Origin of the sequence: Paenibacillus sp. EKM301P (genome assembly GCF_011800295.1) — a bacterium.
Taxonomy (GTDB): Bacteria; Bacillota; Bacilli; order Paenibacillales; family Paenibacillaceae; genus Paenibacillus; species Paenibacillus polymyxa.
Genome location: NZ_JAALFM010000006.1, coordinates 240137 through 258397, shown reverse-complemented (window position 1 = coordinate 258397; position 18261 = coordinate 240137). Strand labels below are relative to the sequence as shown.

Here is an 18261-nt window from a genome sequence, read left to right as displayed (position 1 = left end):
TTCGCTTTTCCCTGCCTGGGGGCGTAAATCAATATATGTAGTCAAGAAGATGTGGAGGATGGTAGCAAATGCATTTTTTAGAAACGATGAAAGCGATGCTGGTATGGACGGGCGCAGGTGCTATTTTGCTGTTCGTATTAATGTATGTCGATTCTTTATTTACAAAGTATAAGGATTTTGCCGAAGTAAAAGCCGGAAATATGGCTGTAACAGTCCGGATGATTATGAAGCTGATTGCACAAGGATACATTTTATCGGGTTCAATTGCTACAGCTAATAATTTGCTCGAAGCGCTTGTGTATTCTGTGATTGCCTTTATCATCTTGCTTGTTTTGGAAGTGATTGTGCGTCTGCTGTTGCGGTATTGGGCACAGTTTGATTTGGATAAAGGTACCCAAGAAGGTAAAATTGGTTTCGGCTTGTTCTCAGGAGCGCTGCATTTGGTGGGTGCCTTGATCATTACAGCATGCTTCTAGGCAAAGTAAGGAGGGAATATGACCATGAGTGTATGGAAACGAATTTCAAATCTATTTGCCAAGCCTGAACCGCCGAAAGCGGAAAAAAGCATGCTTCACTTAAATCCTGGTGATATTTGTGAAGTGTCGCTTGTCACCTATGAAGTGGTAGGTCGTGTACATAATCGTGCTCGGAATGCCGTTGTTTTGACGCTTCAGGATGGTAATCAAGTGAGTTATCTTCATATTGAGGAACGGGAAACACTGCAATTCGGACTATATCAGGCCATCGATGGCAGACTAGACAACCCGGAGGAAGTACCGACCATTTTAGAACTGGATGATACAACGTATCATTTGGAAGAACAGTATTTTGGGCATGTTACCGTTATGGGCCGTGCTCCTTTCCGGCAGGGGGGAGAGCAACATGTTTGGCAGTACCAGTCTGATGATTACCATCTACTGCGGGTAGAGTGGCAGGACGGTCGCTTTATGCTTTATGAAGGAGAAGAAGTGATTACCGGAGACGTCAAGGTTATTCGGGCTAGCTAGGAGAGGGTTACACATGGGCAAACGCACCTGGCAATATGCATTAAAGGTCATTGTGGCGCTGAGCTTGTTCGTATCCGTGCTAAGCGGCTGCGGGGCGCCAAATGTGAAAGATACGTATCCGCTGGAATCCGTTAGTGGTAGCGGAAACTCGACCTCGTACGTATATCGGGCGGCAGGCAAAACGGTTCCCGAAGTAGCGGAGGAATTGAAAGAACAGCGTACACCGGAACAAATATCGCCTCAGAGCAATGAGCGGATGTTTCTGGTATATAGCGATGAATGGTACCATTTGCAGCAAGATCCAGCTAAGAAGGAAGATACACTCATTGAAATCGACAGTAAAAAGTATGTCGAGCAAAATTACAGTTCCAGCTTTCTAAAAGGATACTTAACTGCAACTGTGCTGGATGCTCTGTTCGATTCATTGCGGGGGTCTGGCTCCTATCGAGGTTATTCGAGCAGAGATGTATACCGACCTTCACAAGGGCAATATCGTGCTCCAACAGCACAGGAGAAAAAAGCTATTCCGCCGATAACGGTGGAACGAAAAGGTTCAGTTACCCGTAGAGGGAAAAATTCGGATTCCAGCGTTGGATCAAGCGGAAGTCTATTCGATCGAGGCTCCAGCAGTTCACCGAGCAGAGGCTCGATTTCACGTGACCGAGGCAGCAGCGGTGGTTCCAGCATATTTGATTCACCACGCAAATCTTATAGTAAGCCTAAAACACGCAGCGGCTCAGGTAAAATTAGCCGGCGAAGTCGACGATGATAGGTAATATTTTATTTTCTTCTAAAGTTGTTTGCGGAACTGTGGAACTGTCTTGCACAGTTCCTTTTTTTGTTGTTTAACATTTACTAATGTAAATTGAATGGATGCTCCCTCACTTCGATTTTATTGCCGTCTACTTTGACCTGCGATCAGGGCTTATGTGCTCAATGCCATCTTCTTCAATGATATTGCTTTTTTTGATATGGAGATGACGAGCTATCTTTTCTATAGCACCCATCCGTGGTTCAGAAAGTCCGCTCTCCCAAGCTGAAATTGCTTTATTGGTAACCCCAGCGATCTCAGCAAGCTCTTGTTGAGTCAAATGATATTTTATACGTAATTTTTTGAAATTGTCACTTAAAGCCACAATAATCCCTCCACCCCAAATTAAGTAGATTATAACCTTGATATCGAAAAAAAACCAACATAATACATTGGCAAAAGCAACGTCGCTCACTTGGGGTGACTTTTTTTATTACCACGAATGGATGTCGAGTTTGAAAAAGAAAGCCAGGGGAAGAAAATTTCATCTTATAGTCATACAAAAAATTCCAGTTTACTAGATTATTTCATTGCCACATCTATTAGTAAAATATACAATTACATCAGGCGAAATAGGAGGATGATGTAACTGTGTTATCTGCTTTCTTATATATTATACTTGGTTTTTTCGATGCTTTAGCGGCAGTTACTTTGGTCTTGAAGCTTTATATGCTTCCCGTGTGGGAAAATCGAAGAAAAATAATTTTCTATGCAATGGGCATAGCCTTGTTTTCCTTTCTCATGAGAGAAGTTATAGGCATGCCTAAATTTGATTTTCCGCTCCAGTATTTATTAATGGTTCTCTTTTTAAGATTTGGTTTAGGAATCAAAACATATCTTGCGGCTTTTTCTGCTGGTTCCGGTCTTACAGCTTACATTAATCTACAGCTATTTGTATATATCTTTGCAAACTTTTTCGGAGTAGCACAACCGGGTGTTATAAGTGATACAGCTGGCTCTTCCATTTACGTTATACAGCTAGCTTCTATTTTTACTGCGTACTTTATTTCTTTTGTCATGGGGAAATACAACTTTGGTTTCTCATTTATCATTCAGCCCCCACATGATTTTTTGAAAGGTGAAAATTACCTATCACCCCTTAATAAAATGTTCATTATAGGCTCCTTAATATCATTTGTCACGATTCTTGTTACTTTGTATATGCTCTATAACTCCAATACGATAGGACTACTTTCCATCTCATTGCTGACTTTTGGAATTTCGTACTTCTTATCAGAGAAAGGAGATTACGAGGATGCTAGAAACGCTATCGAGGCACATCGCATCAGAAATAAAGAAAGCTGATCCTGATGGACCTACAAGTGTAGAAGTGATGGAGTATGCGATTGGTGTGAAAATTACCGAAATTTCGGCAGTACTAATGGTCGCAGTTATGGCCTGGATAACAGGACATTTTTTTGGGGCATTACTAGCCCTGGCTACAATCATGTTTGTAAGGAGATTTTCAGGAGGGGTACACTTCAGCAACCTTACCCTTTGTGTCTGTTTTACAACGGCCATATGTGTAACTATACCTTTCGTCTCTTTAAGTTTATCAACGATTTTGATAATTAACGCTTGTTCATTATTAATGTTTGTAGTATATGCTCCCAATCATTTTATCTATATTAACAAGACCAAACATCACAAATATTATAAAACGATATGTATTTTGGTTTGCATATTAAATTTTTTTATACAATCTCACATAATATGTTTATCTTTAATTATACAAGCATTCAGTATTCTTCCTTTATGGAAAGGAGGTGAGCGAAAATGGATAAGAAATTGGCGAGAGCTTTAAGTATAAGCCTTGGTAATTACGCTAACGAGTCTACCAAAAAAGAAAAAACAATTTTTGGCGCTAAACCTGTACCAGCTGAGCTGAAGAAAACAGAAAAGAACTGAATTTAATGGAAGAGGGAAAGCGAATCCTAGCTACTCCATTGCTTGATGACAATTCACTTGGAGATTGCTCTTTTTTTTGTGAGAATCACCTAGTTGCGATTGAATTGTGGAAGCCTAAAAGCAATTATCACATCCCGCTTTTTCATACTTCTCATGGAAGATTTACAGTTCCCACCACCCTCCATGAATGTTCCGTAGGCTTACCCACTTTTTGCAATTTGGACGGATCTAATTTGGTTAACATCACACAAGTGGACAAGATCGTTACGGGAGATTATGGAGGGGGGCAGGTTGTTTTTAAAAATCAAGACATTAAAGAAAGTATAAATTCAGCAAATTTATCTCGATGGAAACAAATATATGAGAATGCAATGAATGCCGATAGAGAAATTCGTTATATTTTCGGATCGGAAATTAAGGTAGTGGGTAAAGCGGCAGTGAGCGGTTTTTTTAAAGTAGGGAATATGCTTAGTGTGGATATGTGGGAACCTAAAAAAAATTATTATGTCCCGCGTTTTCACTCTGGAGATCGTTCTTATTCAATCGGGCTAACCGCACAAGCTTGCAGGGAAGCTTTTCCGTATCTATATCCTGCTTATAAAGACACCCTGATAAACCTAGAATTGGTTTGTGAGATTGAGTCTAACGCATTTGGAGGTTTGGTACGATTCGAAGGATCAGACTTCACTTGCTCGATGTCTCATAATAAACTTAAAGCACTTAAAAAATTGTGGAAATGACCCATGAAAATTCAGGGGTCATTTTTGTTACCAGATTTAAATGAATAAGTCAATAATCAGTTAGACTAGGATAAGCCGGACGGGTTCGATTTAATTCGACATATTTCCCGTTTTTAATCATTTTCTATGTGATAAAATTTGATTATGAAAAAAATAACAATCTTTTAAATTAAGATGAAAACAATCTACATATAAGAAAAGGAGGGTGAAAGCGGGATATATAATGTAAATGCCGGCATGTACAAACGGCCCGAAGGAAATGCCTGTTTGTCAGGCAAGTTCCCACTCATATAAGTCCTCAGCTTTACACTCCAATATCCTAGAAATGAGGACTGCCGCCTCAAATGACATTTTGTCACGTCCCGCGATCCAGTTGGATATTTGTTGCCGCGAATATCCAGTTCGTCGGGCGAGCCATGATTGAGTGCGTCCATGAGATTTGAGCTCCTCTTTCAAAAGGCATTTCCCCCGAGTAAGTTTTTGCACCTTACTTGCTCCTAACAGGGGAAAAGTGTTTCGTTCAGAGTATACAGGTAAATTACTTTTTTATCAATTATATTGTGGAGTTGATTGGATGGTTGCAGATAAAAATGAAAATGTAACTTGCACTAGCTTTTATACAATAAAGATGGCACGACTCGCTTCAGGTTATAGTGAGTTAATAGCTTGCAATATACTTGGTATGTCAATGAATGAATTAAAACATATAGAGGAAGATTCATCCGATTTAACAATAGCTCGAGCGCAGCAAATGTCCTCGTTGTATGAGGTTTCAATAGATTCAATCTATTTCGGTAAAAATAATATAACCTAATATACGTAGAAAACTGACGTGATGACATGCAAAACAAAAAAGCAAAATCTACCAAAAACAGCCGCGATATGATATTCAGGCTGTTTTTTGGCGGATAGAGACTTGCAGTATCCAATAAACACCGTTCGGATTTGCCAGATAACGGTTTTAGCGTTATAACAGAAAGAGGGTATTTTAGAAGAACGGAGTGAGAACATGAAACAGACGCCATTAAACACAGAAAAATTCCAACGTAAAGCAGTTAAGGTGGAAGAAGCACAAAGCAGGATAGCTAGCTATGTTCAACAGGGTGAAAGGGAGGACGTAGGGCTCGAGCAAGCACATGGTCGCTATCTGGCGATGGATTTGACTGCGCCACATCCGTATCCCCGCTTTCGTCGTTCTGGTATGGACGGCTATGCGATCCTTGCCTCGGACACTGAAGTCTGTTCGACCGGTCAGGAAATCTGGCTACACGTGATTGATGAAATTCCTTGTGGCACCGTATCGGACAAGCGGGTGGAGACGGGAATGGCAGTCCGCATCATGACAGGAGCACAACTACCTGAAGGAGCGGACACGGTGGTGATGCTGGAGGCGACACAGCTGCGTGAGGAAAATGGACAGACATATGTTGGCTTGAAGAAGCGTATGGAAGTTGGCAAAAATGTGACACAAATTGGTCATGAGATTAAGGAAGGTCAGCTTTTGCTCAGTAAGGGAACTTGCGTAGGAGCGGGGCATGTCTCGGTACTGGCTACTTTTGGTGTACATCGGGTGCCTGTTTACAAGAAGCCAAGGGTGGCTGTCTTTTCCACTGGATCAGAATTGCTCGCAGTGGATGAGCCGTTACAACCGGGGAAAATTCGAAACAGTAATACATATATGCTGGCTTCTCAAATTAGAGAGGCAGGAGGAGAGCCGTTCATTCTGCAAGCCATTCATGATGATTTGAACCTTGCTCGTGCTTCTGTCCGAGAAGCGATAGCTGCCTATGATATTGTGGTTACGAGTGGTGGAGTGTCGGTGGGTGATTTTGATATTATGGGTGACCTCGTACGACAGAAAGATGTGAATATGCTGTTCAACAAGGTTACGATGCGTCCAGGTAGTGTAACCACAGCCGCAGTGATAGACGGTAAGCTGTTATTTGCGCTCTCTGGCAATCCCGGTGCATGCTTTGTAGGCTGTGAGCTGTTTGTACGACCAACTATTCAAATGATGTTATCTTCGGCACATCCGTATTTGCAAACCTGGACGGCGAAGCTAGGAGCAGATTATACGAAGGTAAACAACTATACCCGCTTTGTACGCAGTTCTCTGGAGATACGTAGTGGGCAAGTATATGCGATTCCTGCGCGAGTAGATGAATCCAGTGCTATGGTAACGATTAAGGACAGCGATTGTCTGATCGTAGTTCCTCCCACAACAGAAGGCTTGCACGAAGGTGAAGAGGTGCATGTACTGGTGCTTCAAGGCGGACAGGTGATGTGAAAACGAAATATCCATTTGTATGTCAAATCGTCGGATTCAAAAATACAGGAAAAACAACCTTCCTCGGAGGTTTGATTCGTTATGCGCAGCAGTCAGGACTACGTGTAGCTGTGATCAAGCATGATGGTCATGAATTTGAGATGGATCATGAAGGGACAGATACGTACAAGCACCGACAGGCGGGTGCCGAAGGCGTAGCGATTGTTTCGGCAGGAAGAACTGCCATTTTAGAGGAACATAGTCGGCCTGTGATCGGACTCATCCGGCATTTTCAGGCCTATGACTGTGTGTTGCTGGAAGGTTTCAAGCAGGAAAAATATCCGAAGCTGATCATGGTGCGGGAACAATCGGATGCGCAGCTTGTTCAGGAACTGACAAATGTACAGGGAGTAGTAGTTTGGGAGTACCACATGGATTGGGCTCAGGACTACTACTCAGATGAACAAACGGTGCAAATATTTCCTGCCGATGCCAGCGAACCGGCAGGCTGCTGGCTACTCGAACAGATTCAGAGGCACAAAATGGGATTCCAGACAGAGCAGGGATGAGAGGGCCACTAATTAGCGGAGTCAGTCTGAGTCTCTATCCGTCGTTCGATCGCCTGAGACATCGTTTTGTCAGTCAGGTGGGCATAGACTTCCGTTGTTTCTGTCGAAGCGTGACCCAGCTGTTCCTTGGTTTTGTAAATATCATTTTGTAAATAATAGTCAGTAGCAAAGGAATGACGGAGCTTGTGAACGGTCAAATAGGGCTTGCCGAACCGCTTGGCGTATTTGATGATCATTGCTTGAATCGCTCTTTTAGTCATCCGTTTGCCCTCAGCACTGCCGTTGGGTCGCGCGACAAAAAGAGCTTTTTCTTTTTTTGGAGCGCGATAACGGGTATGTCTTAAGGACAAATAAAGTGCGAGATCATCTTTGGACTGCTCGCGGAAATATACTGGCGTTTTAAAAGTTTCATCGTTATTTCCTTTACGGTACACATACAGCAATTTATTGTTTATATCGAGATCGTCCATGTTCAAGTTGACGATTTCAGATACACGCAGTCCTGAGTTCAGAATAAGACTTGCGATACAGGCATCTCGCTCCTTGTTCAATTCATAAGAGTATAGGGCTTGCTTGTTATCAGCCAAATCTTGTCCATAGCCTTCATAAATATAGCCGATAAATTCAAGCAGTTCTTCCTCTTCCAGTATTTTTCCTTTGAGCTTGGCGGCCGTATCCTTGGGTTTATGTACGCGCTTAATTTCGACTTTGGCCATAATATTGCGCTTGAGCAACGGATAAAAATTTTCATCCTCAGCGATTTGGCTCAAATAATGAAAGAGTGAACGCAAGGACGATAGTTTACGTGAAATGGTGATACGGGAATTGGAGCCTCCGCGTTTGGTAGACAGGAACAAACGAAAACCTGTAATGCTATCCATATGGAGTGTCTCTAATTCTTCCAGTGTAACTTGGGCATTCGTTTCTCCGGCAGACAAGCCTTCCGAGCGAAGCCATGAAAAAAAAGCTTCGTAATCCCGCACATATTCCAGCAAAGTAGAGGGGGATAGGTCGGGAAGCTTGTAATCCATAAATTGCTGTACGTACCATGGCAAATCCGGCAACTTTTCATCCAGTTTGCGCCGGTCGATGATCTTTTGTATGTTCATAGGGTTCACCTCGTCCGGTCATAATACATGTATTTTAGCATATTTTGAACAGCACTGGATGGGAGTAATCAAAGTAAAGAACAAGCTGACCGCCAAGAGAGGTGAAAGTATGGGATATAATATCAAATCAGAATTGAAGCTGTCCATAAAGAGTGTACCAGAGTCGCAGAAGGACATTATTGTCCAGCTCATGCAATTTTACTTATACGATTTTACAGCCTATCTGCGAATTGATGTCACTGAGAAGGGGACATTCCCGGCTTATCCAGACTTGTATCAATACTGGACGAGCGGCGAACAAAAGCTGCCTTTTTTGATCTGGAGACAGGATATTCCTGTGGGCTTTGCACTCGTTGACCGAATGTCTAGCAATCGAGAAGCTGACTATTATATGGCTGAGTTCTTTGTACTTCGTCCTTATCGACACAATGGCGTGGGCACTTGGGCGGCTCATGAGCTGTTTGGACGTTTTAATGGGCGATGGAAGGTGACTCAGATGAGCACGAATAGACCAGCCCAATCCTTTTGGCGCAAGGTCATTGGAAGCTATACGAATGGTGAGTATAGGGAGCAAACACATCCAGTACGAGGGAATATAAGTCAGTTTTTCAATACATGAAAAATTCATAATAGAAAACCACCAGAAAAAAGCCGAGGAGAATATTTTGTCGGCTTTTTTGTTGTCATTTCAAGCCTTCTGTTCATGGATCGTTCCAATTAGAACTTGCATTGACATTGATAAAAACGCAGGTATACAGTTATTTGGTAATTCATATATAACTTATTGGAATCATTTATGGTAAGATAAGGATAGAAGTATATAAATTCAATAGGAAAAGAGGGTAATATGCTGGAGAAATGGGTTCAGGAACTAAAAGATGGTGAACAAGAACTGATTGCGTGGAGAAGATATTTGCATCAGCATCCAGAGCTTTCTTTTGAGGAAACGAATACATCTGCATTTATCGCAGACCAATTACGCTCTTTTGGTATTGAAGTAAGAACGAATGTCGGTGGAAACGGTGTGCTCGGTTTTTTAGAAGGCGGGCAGCCAGGTAGAACGATTGCATTTCGTGCTGATTTTGATGCACTTCCTATTCAGGATGAAAAGGATGCGCCTTATAAATCGACCGTTCCCGGTGTTATGCATGCTTGTGGACATGATGGTCATACAGCTGCGTTGCTAGGAGTGGCACGAGTGTTAAGCCATCACCGTAAGACACTGAAGGGAAAGCTTGTGTTTATTTTTCAACATGCCGAAGAAAAACCGCCTGGCGGAGCCAAATTCATGATTGAGGATGGTTGTCTGGATGGGGTGGAAGCAGTATATGGTATTCACCTTTCCTCGGAAATTCCACTGGGCAAAATCGGCTTAAAGGGTGGGCCGGCAATGGCTGCTGCCGATGCCTTTTCAATTGAAATCAACGGCAAGGGCGGACATGGCGCCAGACCGCATCAGACAGTGGATTCCATTGTTATTGGAAGTCAAATTGTGAACGGACTACAACAGGTCGTGAGTCGCAGAGTGGACCCTACGGAATCAGCAGTGTTAACGATTGGGGTATTTCAAGCAGGAACTGCCTTTAATGTAATTGCAGATAAAGCCAAAATTGAAGGGACCGTACGTACGTTTAATAAGGATATACGCAAGGAAGTCGAAAACGAAATTCGTAGTATCGTAAAAGGTCTAACGGATGCTTATCATGCGGGATACGAAATTGATTATTTGAATGGTTATCCTGCTCTGGTGAATGCCGAGGCCGAAACAGAACGGGTACGTGAGCTAGTCAGTAGGCTGTATGGAGCAGATGCTTTTATGGACTTAAAACCGGCCATGGGAGCAGAGGATTTTGCCTATTATCTAGAACAACGACCTGGAGCTTTTATTATTGTGGGCGCTCGTAATGAGGATGAACGAACCCATTTTGCTCACCACCATCCTCGTTTTGATTTTGATGAGCGTGCGTTACTCATCTCAGGACATATTTTTTTAGCGCTGGCGCTTGAATATTTGCAGTAATTTCAACCTATTAATGAATAGCCATAGCATTACGGAAGCCCGAACCGCGCATAGCGCGGTTTTTTGCTGTAAATCAAAGTATTTTGGTACCTCGTTCGAATGAAATTTAAAGAAAATAATTCATTATATGAAAAATTCATATTAGTAATTTATAAGAGGTATCAACTGTAAGTGGAAGCCAACTCTTTTATTACAAGTTATCAAGCAGAAGATACTATTACATTATCTTGATTTTTCACACAAGGAAATGAGAAAAAGATGACGAATCTTTTGAGCAGACACCGATGTAAGCGCTAACAAAAAAGAGGTTGCAAATCTATTGGATTACTGGAGGTGAGCTTGAGAGAACGCTTGTTTGATTGATGAATGGAATAATAACGATAGGAACGAATCCGCAATTGACTGCTTACTTTTAGCTCGAAATGACTTGCATTTTTAAATGATTACGGAGAAGGAGGTTGAATTCATTGACTAAGGCAAAAAGCAGGTTGAGAATTGTATGTTTGGCGCTTATAGTAGCGGGTGCTTCCTGGACAGGCATGATAGCACCCACCCATGCTGCTCCAAGTGACGATTATACTTGGAAAAGTGTCGTTACAGGCGGTGGAGGTGGTTTTGTACCTGGTATTATTTTTAATGAAACGGAAAAAGATCTGATCTATGCCCGTACAGATATTGGAGGAGCTTACCGCTGGAATCCTGCGAGTGAAAGCTGGATTCCGCTGACGGATTCTGTGGGCTGGGAAGATTGGAACAAAAATGGTGTCGATGCACTAGCCACCGACCCTGTGGATCCGAATCGTGTATATATAGCTACAGGCACGTATACTAATTCCTGGGATAAACAAAACGGGCAAATTATGCGCTCTACCGACAAGGGGAATACGTGGCAGACGACGAAGCTCCCCTTCAAGGTAGGAGGCAATATGCCGGGACGCTCGATGGGTGAACGTCTGACAATTGATCCGAATAAAAACAATATATTATTCTTCGGAGCTCGAAGTGGTAATGGATTGTGGAAAAGCTCCGATTACGGGGCGACCTGGAGCAAGGTGAGTAGTTTTCCGAATCCGGGGACGTATGTACAGGACCCTTCCAATGAATACACCAGTGATATTGTCGGTTTAGCCTGGATCACTTTTGACAAAAAAACGGGCTCTTCCAGTAAAGCAACACAGACCATCTATGTGGGTGTCGCAGATAAAAAGCAAAGTGTCTATCGCAGTACTGATGGCGGGACAACCTGGTCTGCTATAGCGGGCCAGCCTACAGGCTATTTGCCACATCACGGCGTTTTATCGCCAGATGGCGACCTGTATATTTCTTACAGCGATGGAGCTGGACCGTATGATGGAACAAAGGGTGAGCTGTGGAAACTGAATACAGCCAGTGGACAGTGGACTAACATTAGCCCCGTTGCCAGCAGCAGCGCAGACAATCATTTTGGATATGGTGGACTGACAGTGGACGCCCAGAAGCCAGGTACACTTATGGTTGCAACGTTGAATGCCTGGTGGCCGGATGAAACGATTTACCGCAGTACTGATCGTGGGGCAACCTGGAGCCCTATTTGGGAATTTGATGGTTATCCAGCTCGTAAGCTGAAGTACAATCTGGATATATCCGGTGCGCCTTGGCTGACTTTCAATGCCAATCCTGCACCGCCGGAAGTATCGCCCAAGCTGGGCTGGATGATTGGAGATCTGGAAATAGATCCATTTAATTCAGATCATATGCTGTACGGCACAGGAGCTACGATTTATGGCTCTAAAAATCTGACCAATTGGGACAAGGGAGGTAAGCTGGACATTTCGGTAGCCGCTAAAGGGGTAGAAGAAACGGCGATTTTGGATTTGGTGAGCCCTCCAACTGGAGCTCCTCTGGTGAGTGCAGTGGGTGATGTCTCCGGATTCAGACATGATGACCTGTTCAAGGCTCCTGCTAAAATGCTGGATAATCCAACCTTTACAAGCAGCGAAAGCATTGATTATGCCGAGTTAAGCCCTTCTTTTATGGCTCGGGTAGGTAAAGCGGACTATAAAAAAGATCCAAACGCCAAATCTATCGGATTATCCAATGATGGCGGAGCGAACTGGTACAAAGCTAATAGCGAGCCTTCCGGTACAGCAGGAGGAGGCAGCATCGCTGTAGCGGCAAATGGTAATGGATTGCTGTGGAGTACATCGGACAAAGGTGTATTTTATTCCAAAACCGGAGGAAACTCATGGACAGCAAGCACGGGAGTTCCAGCTAATGCAAAGATCGCCTCTGACCGAGTAAATCCTAACAAATACTACGCGTTTGCTGCTGGGAAAATATATGTAAGTGTTGATGGAGGCGCATCCTTCACACCATCCACAGTTACTGGTTTGCCAAGTGTAGGTAATGCAGATATTGGTGCTGTACGAGGAGCGGAAGGAGATGTGTGGTTTGCTGGAGGCTCCGAGGACGGAGGGCCATACGGCTTATGGCATTCCAAGGATTCAGGTGTTACATTCACCAAGCTTGATCATGTGCAGGAGGCGGATTTTGTAGGCTTTGGCAAAGCAGCACCCAATCGCACGAATGCAGCAGTGTTTATCGTTGGTAAGATTGACGGAACTCGTGGATTTTATCGTTCGGACGATGCTGGCGCAAACTGGGTGCGCATTAATGATGACAAGCATCAATATGCTCGAGTGACCACCATTATTGGGGACCCTCGGGTTTACGGACGTGCTTATCTCGGAACGAATGGCCGTGGCATTCTGGTGGCAGATCGTGTGGGTGGTGATCAGCCATCTACCGGACAAGCAAGTATTACACCGACGGCTGCAACCTATGGAGTGGCTAACAGTAATACCGATATTACTGTCAAGCTTACTCTTAACGGTAATACACTAGAAGCGATCAAGCAGGGAAGTGTGGCACTGAACAAAGGTGAAGATTATACGGTTAGTGAAGAAACAGTTATTCTTACCAACAAGTATTTATCTAAACTTCCTAAAGGAGAGACAACGCTCAACTTCCATTTTAGTACTGGCAATGATGCGTTGTTCACGATTACGGTGAAAGGGGATACGCCAAGTCAGCCGGGAACAGGCGAGGGTGCTCTGAAGGTGCAATCCTTCAATGGGAATGTATCTGCAACAAGTAATACGATCAGTTCCAAGTTTAAAATAACCAATACAGGAAGCTCACCCGTTTCCCTAGCAGATGTGACATTGCGTTATTATTACACCGTTAACGGGGAGAAATCACAGAACTTCTTTACGGATTGGTCAAGCATCGGTACAGAGAATGTCATTGCTAACTTCAAAACATTAACTAATACGAAGCCAGGTGCAGATTCTTATGCAGAAATTGGTTTTAAGTCGGCAGCAGGTTCTTTAGAGCCTGGTCAGAGTGTTGAGCTACAAACCCGGATATCCAAAGCGGATTGGAGCAATTATACACAAACTGATGATTATTCCTTTAATCCCACAGCAAACAGCTTACAAGATTCCACTAAAATAACCGCTTACCTGTCTGGGATCAAGCAATGGGGAATTGAGCCTTAAATCTTCATAAAAATAATCTTAAGTCAGCCACTCTAATGAGCGAGCTGGCTTTATTTTTGGAGGAATCAGAGGTTTAAATTCAAAAATATAACTATTTCACTATATGAAAAATTCATAATAGAAAAAGATTCCTTCTCGCATACCATCATCATCAAACAAACACACCACTATAAACAGAAAAAGGGGTACAATCACGAACGTGTGTTCCTATTTTGATTGAAAAAGAAACGCTCCTGTCCTCAGACAAAAAGCGTTACAAATCAAGCTTTATATTTATCATACACCTCAAGTAAGATGACGAGATATTGAAATTAACAGAGTCATCGTAATGACATTCACAATCGTAGAAAGTAATACTGTCTGTGCCGCAAAGTCAGGTTCATTTTTATATTCTTCTGCCAAAATACTCGTGTTAACACCGGTAGGCATACCTGATGCAATGAGCAATGCTTGAGCGGGAATCCCCTTAAGATCTAGAAAAAACACGAGCATAAAGCCAACTATTGGACCTGCAATCAGGCGTAATACCATACTGATATACACGGCTGTCCGCCGTAAATGAAAAGGATACTGCACAATTTGTGCTCCCAAAGTAAGCAGAGCCACTGCGACCATCGAATGGCTAATATAATTTAGAGGCTCAGCCAGCAAATTAGGCAATGGACTGTGCAGTAGATTCAGGAGCAGGCCCAGCACAAGCGCGTAGGGGACAGGCATTTTCAAAAAATTAATTAAAATTTTTCGTGTATTGGCCTTACCGTTCTGTACAACAAAAGTACCATATGTAAATGTAACAAAGCTTTGAAAAGTCATAATCAGAGCTTGGACAGAAATAGCCAGCGGATCACCTTTAAACACCAACTGATTAATTGGTAGACCATAATTCCCTGAATTATCTAGCATGACACTGTTTGTAAAAGCTCCACGCATTCCGGGGCTGTATTTCAGAGATCTGGCAACGGTAGTACTGATTACGTACAGAATAGCTATGTACAGGGCATAAAAAAGTGAAACCTCACCCATGAGAATTAAAGAAATTTCAGAGTTATAAAGACCGGTAAACACAACTGCAGGGGTGATATAATAAAAATTAATTTTAGCTAGGGTATACAAATCCAATCGAAAATAATATTGCATGATACAGCCAAAACCGATAAGGACAAAAATAGGTAAAACAACGTCTAAAAGAATGGTGCCGAACATGTCTGTCTCCACTTCTTTCTATTATGCGAATGTAAACGTTAACCCTTAAAATACACGTGCATTTCCCATTATACTGTGGAAATAGGTTCACGCATAATAAAATTTATTATATTGGATTAGCCATCAGTCCCTGCAAATGCAACACTAGTAAAAAAGGGCTTCATATTTAGCTTATAGTAGCCGTTAATATATGTAGGTTACATTTAAACCTGGTCTTTTACTATAAGGAGGAAGCGCATCATGAGAAACACTTGGACAGCATTATTAGCGTGTATACTGGTCTTGGGACTGGCAGCAGGAACAGCCGAAGCCAAACAGGGGCGCGGAAATGGTCAGGAGAACAAACAGGAAGCAAAGGCGTCTGATAAAGACCGGAATGAAAAGAGCAACAAAAAAGATAAACACGACGAAATCAAAAAGAACACCCCTGTTGCAGTAACGGATGATACATACGGGGAGTCCAAAGACCATAAAGGTCACAAGGGACACAACGGGTACAATGGTCTGCTTCAAGCAGTAGAAAATACAAAAGATAAGCCGGCAGGAGCGGTTATTGCGAATCTGCTGCTTACAAAATACCCGGATCGTTTGACCTCGGAGCAGGTAGCTGAACTTGAATTGATCCGAAATTCTGACAAAGCACTAACTAAGGCTGCTGAGCTACTGGATAAAAACGGAAATGTAACAGATGCCGTTTACATGCAGGAGGAGGCAGTTTTGGCTGATGTGTCCAATCTGGATAGCTACAAAAAGCTGGATGTATTCTCAAGGAAGGCTGGAAGGTCATCAGGTATGAAGCTGTTCGTGAATGGTGAAAAATATGATGCCGAACCGATTAACCGCAATGGCACCACACTTGTTCCTTTTAGAACAGCTTCCGAAGCCCTTAATGCCAAAGTTTCCTGGGATCCGAAAGAAAAGGCTGTTACTGTCAGTCGCAACGGCGTGTCCGTCAAATTATTCGTGAATAGCGCCAAAGCATATATTAACGGCCAGCCGTATTCTATCGAGCAGCCAGCATCCATAGTGGATGGAACTACAATGGTACCTGTAAGGGTAATCGGAGAGGCTTTGGGAGCAAATGTTAAATGGGAGCCTGAGAGCCAGTCCGTTGTTGTATATGAGCAGTCAACAATATCTGAAGCATTATAGTGCTATAAACCAAGAAAATAGTGTATAACAGAAAGGGCGCCTGACTAAATGTCAGGTCCTTTTTTGTGTTGCCTTGCTACTTTGTACCTAGCTATTAGCATTATGTGCTGGTCATGTGTACAATTAAAGAACACTGAGAAAAGGGAGTGTCATAGATGGATTTAGGATTAACGGGGAAAGCAGCCTTTGTTGCAGGTTCCAGTAAAGGACTCGGCAAGGCAAGCGCAAGGGAGCTGGCACGTGAGGGTGCGAATGTTGTTATTTCTGGACGAAATGAAGCAGAGCTTCAGCGGACTCAGGCCGAATTACAGGAAACAGCGAGTGGTCGCGTTGAATATGTAGTTTGTGATGTAACCAAACCTGAACATATCTCCCAGGCCATTCGCCGTACAGTTGATTGGTTTGGCACCGTCGATATTTTGGTTAACAATGCGGGCGGCCCTCCTGTGGGCACCTTTGATGATTTTACAGATGAAGTATGGATGCAGGCCTTTGAGCAAAATTTACTTAGTCATATCCGGTTGATCCGTGAGGCGTTACCCTATATGAAAAAACAACAAAGTGGTAGAATTTTAAATATCGCCTCATCATCAGTGAAGCAGCCGATTCCGGGCCTGATTATTTCCAATACACTACGTACTGGAGTTGCCGGATTGGCGAAAACATTGTCCATGGAATTAGCCCCATATAATATTCTGGTACATACTGTAGCACCAGGGAGAATTGCAACCGATCGCGTACGTAGCTTGGACGAGCATCGAGCCGAAAAATCCCACCAAACGACGGATCAAGTTCGCAAACAAGCAGAAGAGGGCATTCCGTTAGGACGGTACGGTGAGCCTGAAGAGTTCGGTAAAGTCGTTGCTTTTCTGGCGTCATCGGCTTCATCCTATTTGACCGGCAGCACCATTCTTGTGGATGGCGGAATGATTAAATCATTATAAAAAATTAAAGAAGCGTGCCGCATCAGGCTTAATTGCTGCTGGCACGCTTTTTCATAAGTTATCTAAAGAGAGGTTTAGTTCATTGGCTGATCAGCTCTCGCGGCTTGGAAGCTCACAACCATCATCAGTACATACACCAGCTGCATCCTGTTTGGACGAGCTGCCGCTAATCATAGTGAAAGGAGAACGTTCATCCCATGCTTTTTGAAGCGCATCGTGAAATACCTCCTCAGGCTGAGCACCAGAAACAGCAAATTTTCGATCAAATACAAAGAATGGAACACCCTGAACGCCTAACTTAGCACCTTCAGTTTCATCAGCTCTAACTTCGTCGGTAAAGCGGTCACTGGCTAATATGGCAGCGGCTTCGTTATGGTCCAAACCAACTTCGGCTGCCAACGCTGCCAGTACCTCATGATCCCCAGTATGCTTGCCTTCCATGAAGACAGCCTGAAATAAACGCTCGCTCAATTCCAGCATTTTGCCTTGTGTGTGAGCCCAATGCGTTAGACGGTGAGCATCGAAAGAGTTTGTCGGCACCATGGCATGAATATTGTACTCCAGACCTGTAGAACGTGCGTTTTCGGTCATGCGATCATTCATGGCATGAGCCTCTTGCAGACTAACGCCATATTTTGCTGATAGTTCCTCATTAATCGTCTTACCACTATCTTTCACAGCATTCGGATTCAATTCAAAACTCTTGAATGTCAATTGAACCTCATCGCGATGTGGGAACTGCTGCAAGACTTGCTCCAAACGGCGTTTGCCAATATAACAGAACGGACACATATAATCAGACCAAACTTCGATATTCATCAGGAAATGCCTCCATATATATATTTTATTAAGCAACTGAGAGTGAATCAGCATACTTTAGTATAAGCAAAAAGGTGAAACTTCATCAGTTACAAAAAGATTATACGGCTATTGCTTTCGATGTGCAAATAATTAATGCTTGTCAAAAAATAAATGCTATGATATTTTATATGT

20 protein-coding genes are annotated in these 18261 nt (G+C 43.0%); 15 read left to right on the top strand and 5 right to left on the bottom strand.

All coding sequences use genetic code 11. From position 1 onward, the window contains the following. Window positions 1-68: 68 nt before the first annotated feature. From HFD99_RS16770 to HFD99_RS16760, 3 genes are read left to right on the top strand one after another with little or no spacing between them, the layout of a single operon-like run. Window positions 69-476, top strand: a complete 408-nt coding sequence (locus tag HFD99_RS16770) for a DUF350 domain-containing protein (protein ID WP_013371429.1) — start codon at window positions 69-71, stop codon at window positions 474-476. A 24-nt stretch (window positions 477-500) separates the two neighbouring features. Then, window positions 501-1007, top strand: coding sequence for a DUF4178 domain-containing protein (locus HFD99_RS16765; RefSeq protein WP_017427734.1), 507 nt, complete (start codon window positions 501-503; stop codon window positions 1005-1007). 13 nt (window positions 1008-1020) lie between these two features. Continuing rightward, window positions 1021-1776: a DUF4247 domain-containing protein gene (locus tag HFD99_RS16760; protein ID WP_019687402.1), complete on the top strand. Its 756-nt coding sequence runs from the start codon at window positions 1021-1023 to the stop codon at window positions 1774-1776. Window positions 1777-1909: 133 nt separating this feature from the next. Here HFD99_RS16760 and HFD99_RS16755 read toward each other — a convergent pair whose 3' ends face one another. Next, complete coding sequence (locus HFD99_RS16755) at window positions 1910-2143, bottom strand: helix-turn-helix transcriptional regulator (RefSeq protein WP_016820729.1); 234 nt, start codon at window positions 2141-2143, stop codon at window positions 1910-1912. Between the two features lie 266 nt (window positions 2144-2409). Here HFD99_RS16755 and HFD99_RS16750 point away from each other — a divergent pair, with 266 nt between their 5' ends. The 4 genes from HFD99_RS16750 to HFD99_RS16740 are packed head-to-tail and all read left to right on the top strand — an operon-like array spanning window position 2410 to window position 4466. Further along, on the top strand, window positions 2410-3123 hold the full coding sequence (locus tag HFD99_RS16750; RefSeq protein WP_016820730.1) for a hypothetical protein: 714 nt from the start codon (window positions 2410-2412) through the stop codon (window positions 3121-3123). Then, on the top strand, window positions 3074-3622 hold the full coding sequence (locus HFD99_RS26090; RefSeq protein ID WP_103042465.1) for an accessory gene regulator ArgB-like protein: 549 nt from the start codon (window positions 3074-3076) through the stop codon (window positions 3620-3622). The genes HFD99_RS16750 and HFD99_RS26090 overlap by 50 nt, the downstream gene beginning before the upstream one ends. Continuing rightward, entirely contained in the window at window positions 3595-3726 is a 132-nt protein-coding gene (locus tag HFD99_RS25965) for a hypothetical protein (RefSeq protein WP_016820731.1), read from the top strand. Before HFD99_RS26090 ends, HFD99_RS25965 begins: the two co-directional genes overlap by 28 nt. Window positions 3727-3731: 5 nt before the next feature. Further along, window positions 3732-4466, top strand: a complete 735-nt coding sequence (locus tag HFD99_RS16740) for a hypothetical protein (RefSeq protein WP_016820732.1) — start codon at window positions 3732-3734, stop codon at window positions 4464-4466. Window positions 4467-4736: 270 nt separating this feature from the next. Here HFD99_RS16740 and HFD99_RS16735 read toward each other — a convergent pair whose 3' ends face one another. Continuing rightward, window positions 4737-4952 (bottom strand): helix-turn-helix transcriptional regulator, encoded by a 216-nt coding sequence (locus HFD99_RS16735; protein WP_016820733.1) that lies wholly within the window; start codon window positions 4950-4952, stop codon window positions 4737-4739. Between the two features lie 88 nt (window positions 4953-5040). On the opposite strand from HFD99_RS16735, the gene HFD99_RS16730 reads away from it, so the two are divergent. The 3 genes from HFD99_RS16730 (at window position 5041) to mobB (ending at window position 7301) form a co-directional block, all read left to right on the top strand. Then, entirely contained in the window at window positions 5041-5280 is a 240-nt protein-coding gene (locus HFD99_RS16730; RefSeq protein ID WP_016820734.1) for a helix-turn-helix domain-containing protein, read from the top strand. Between the two features lie 195 nt (window positions 5281-5475). Beyond that, a complete protein-coding gene (locus HFD99_RS16725; RefSeq protein ID WP_123797271.1) occupies window positions 5476-6753 on the top strand; it encodes a molybdopterin molybdotransferase MoeA in 1278 nt (425 codons plus the stop codon). Beyond that, window positions 6750-7301 (top strand): molybdopterin-guanine dinucleotide biosynthesis protein B, encoded by a 552-nt coding sequence (gene mobB / locus HFD99_RS16720; RefSeq protein WP_016820736.1) that lies wholly within the window; start codon window positions 6750-6752, stop codon window positions 7299-7301. The genes HFD99_RS16725 and mobB overlap by 4 nt, the downstream gene beginning before the upstream one ends. Window positions 7302-7309: 8 nt before the next feature. On the opposite strand, the gene xerS is transcribed toward mobB, so the two are convergent. Then, on the bottom strand, window positions 7310-8410 hold the full coding sequence (gene xerS, locus HFD99_RS16715) for a tyrosine recombinase XerS (protein WP_167440955.1): 1101 nt from the start codon (window positions 8408-8410) through the stop codon (window positions 7310-7312). Between the two features lie 109 nt (window positions 8411-8519). Here xerS and HFD99_RS16710 point away from each other — a divergent pair, with 109 nt between their 5' ends. From HFD99_RS16710 to HFD99_RS16700, 3 genes are all read left to right on the top strand, one after another. Then, window positions 8520-9029 (top strand): GNAT family N-acetyltransferase, encoded by a 510-nt coding sequence (locus HFD99_RS16710; RefSeq protein WP_017427739.1) that lies wholly within the window; start codon window positions 8520-8522, stop codon window positions 9027-9029. Window positions 9030-9257: 228 nt separating this feature from the next. Continuing rightward, a complete protein-coding gene (locus tag HFD99_RS16705) occupies window positions 9258-10430 on the top strand; it encodes a M20 metallopeptidase family protein (RefSeq protein WP_017427740.1) in 1173 nt (390 codons plus the stop codon). Between the two features lie 467 nt (window positions 10431-10897). Continuing rightward, on the top strand, window positions 10898-13969 hold the full coding sequence (locus tag HFD99_RS16700) for a X2-like carbohydrate binding domain-containing protein (RefSeq protein WP_167440954.1): 3072 nt from the start codon (window positions 10898-10900) through the stop codon (window positions 13967-13969). Between the two features lie 285 nt (window positions 13970-14254). Here HFD99_RS16700 and HFD99_RS16695 read toward each other — a convergent pair whose 3' ends face one another. Beyond that, window positions 14255-15172 (bottom strand): AEC family transporter, encoded by a 918-nt coding sequence (locus tag HFD99_RS16695; RefSeq protein ID WP_019687395.1) that lies wholly within the window; start codon window positions 15170-15172, stop codon window positions 14255-14257. A 240-nt stretch (window positions 15173-15412) separates the two neighbouring features. Here HFD99_RS16695 and HFD99_RS16690 point away from each other — a divergent pair, with 240 nt between their 5' ends. Further along, entirely contained in the window at window positions 15413-16324 is a 912-nt protein-coding gene (locus HFD99_RS16690; RefSeq protein WP_039276065.1) for a copper amine oxidase N-terminal domain-containing protein, read from the top strand. A gap of 155 nt (window positions 16325-16479) precedes the next feature. Beyond that, the gene (locus tag HFD99_RS16685; RefSeq protein ID WP_025365003.1) at window positions 16480-17268 is read left to right on the top strand and encodes an SDR family oxidoreductase; all 789 of its coding nucleotides are present in this window, start codon (window positions 16480-16482) and stop codon (window positions 17266-17268) included. A 90-nt stretch (window positions 17269-17358) separates the two neighbouring features. Here the strand turns inward: HFD99_RS16685 and HFD99_RS16680 are convergent, their stop codons facing one another. Further along, a complete protein-coding gene (locus HFD99_RS16680) occupies window positions 17359-18087 on the bottom strand; it encodes a DsbA family oxidoreductase (protein ID WP_025365002.1) in 729 nt (242 codons plus the stop codon). Window positions 18088-18261 lie beyond the last annotated feature (174 nt).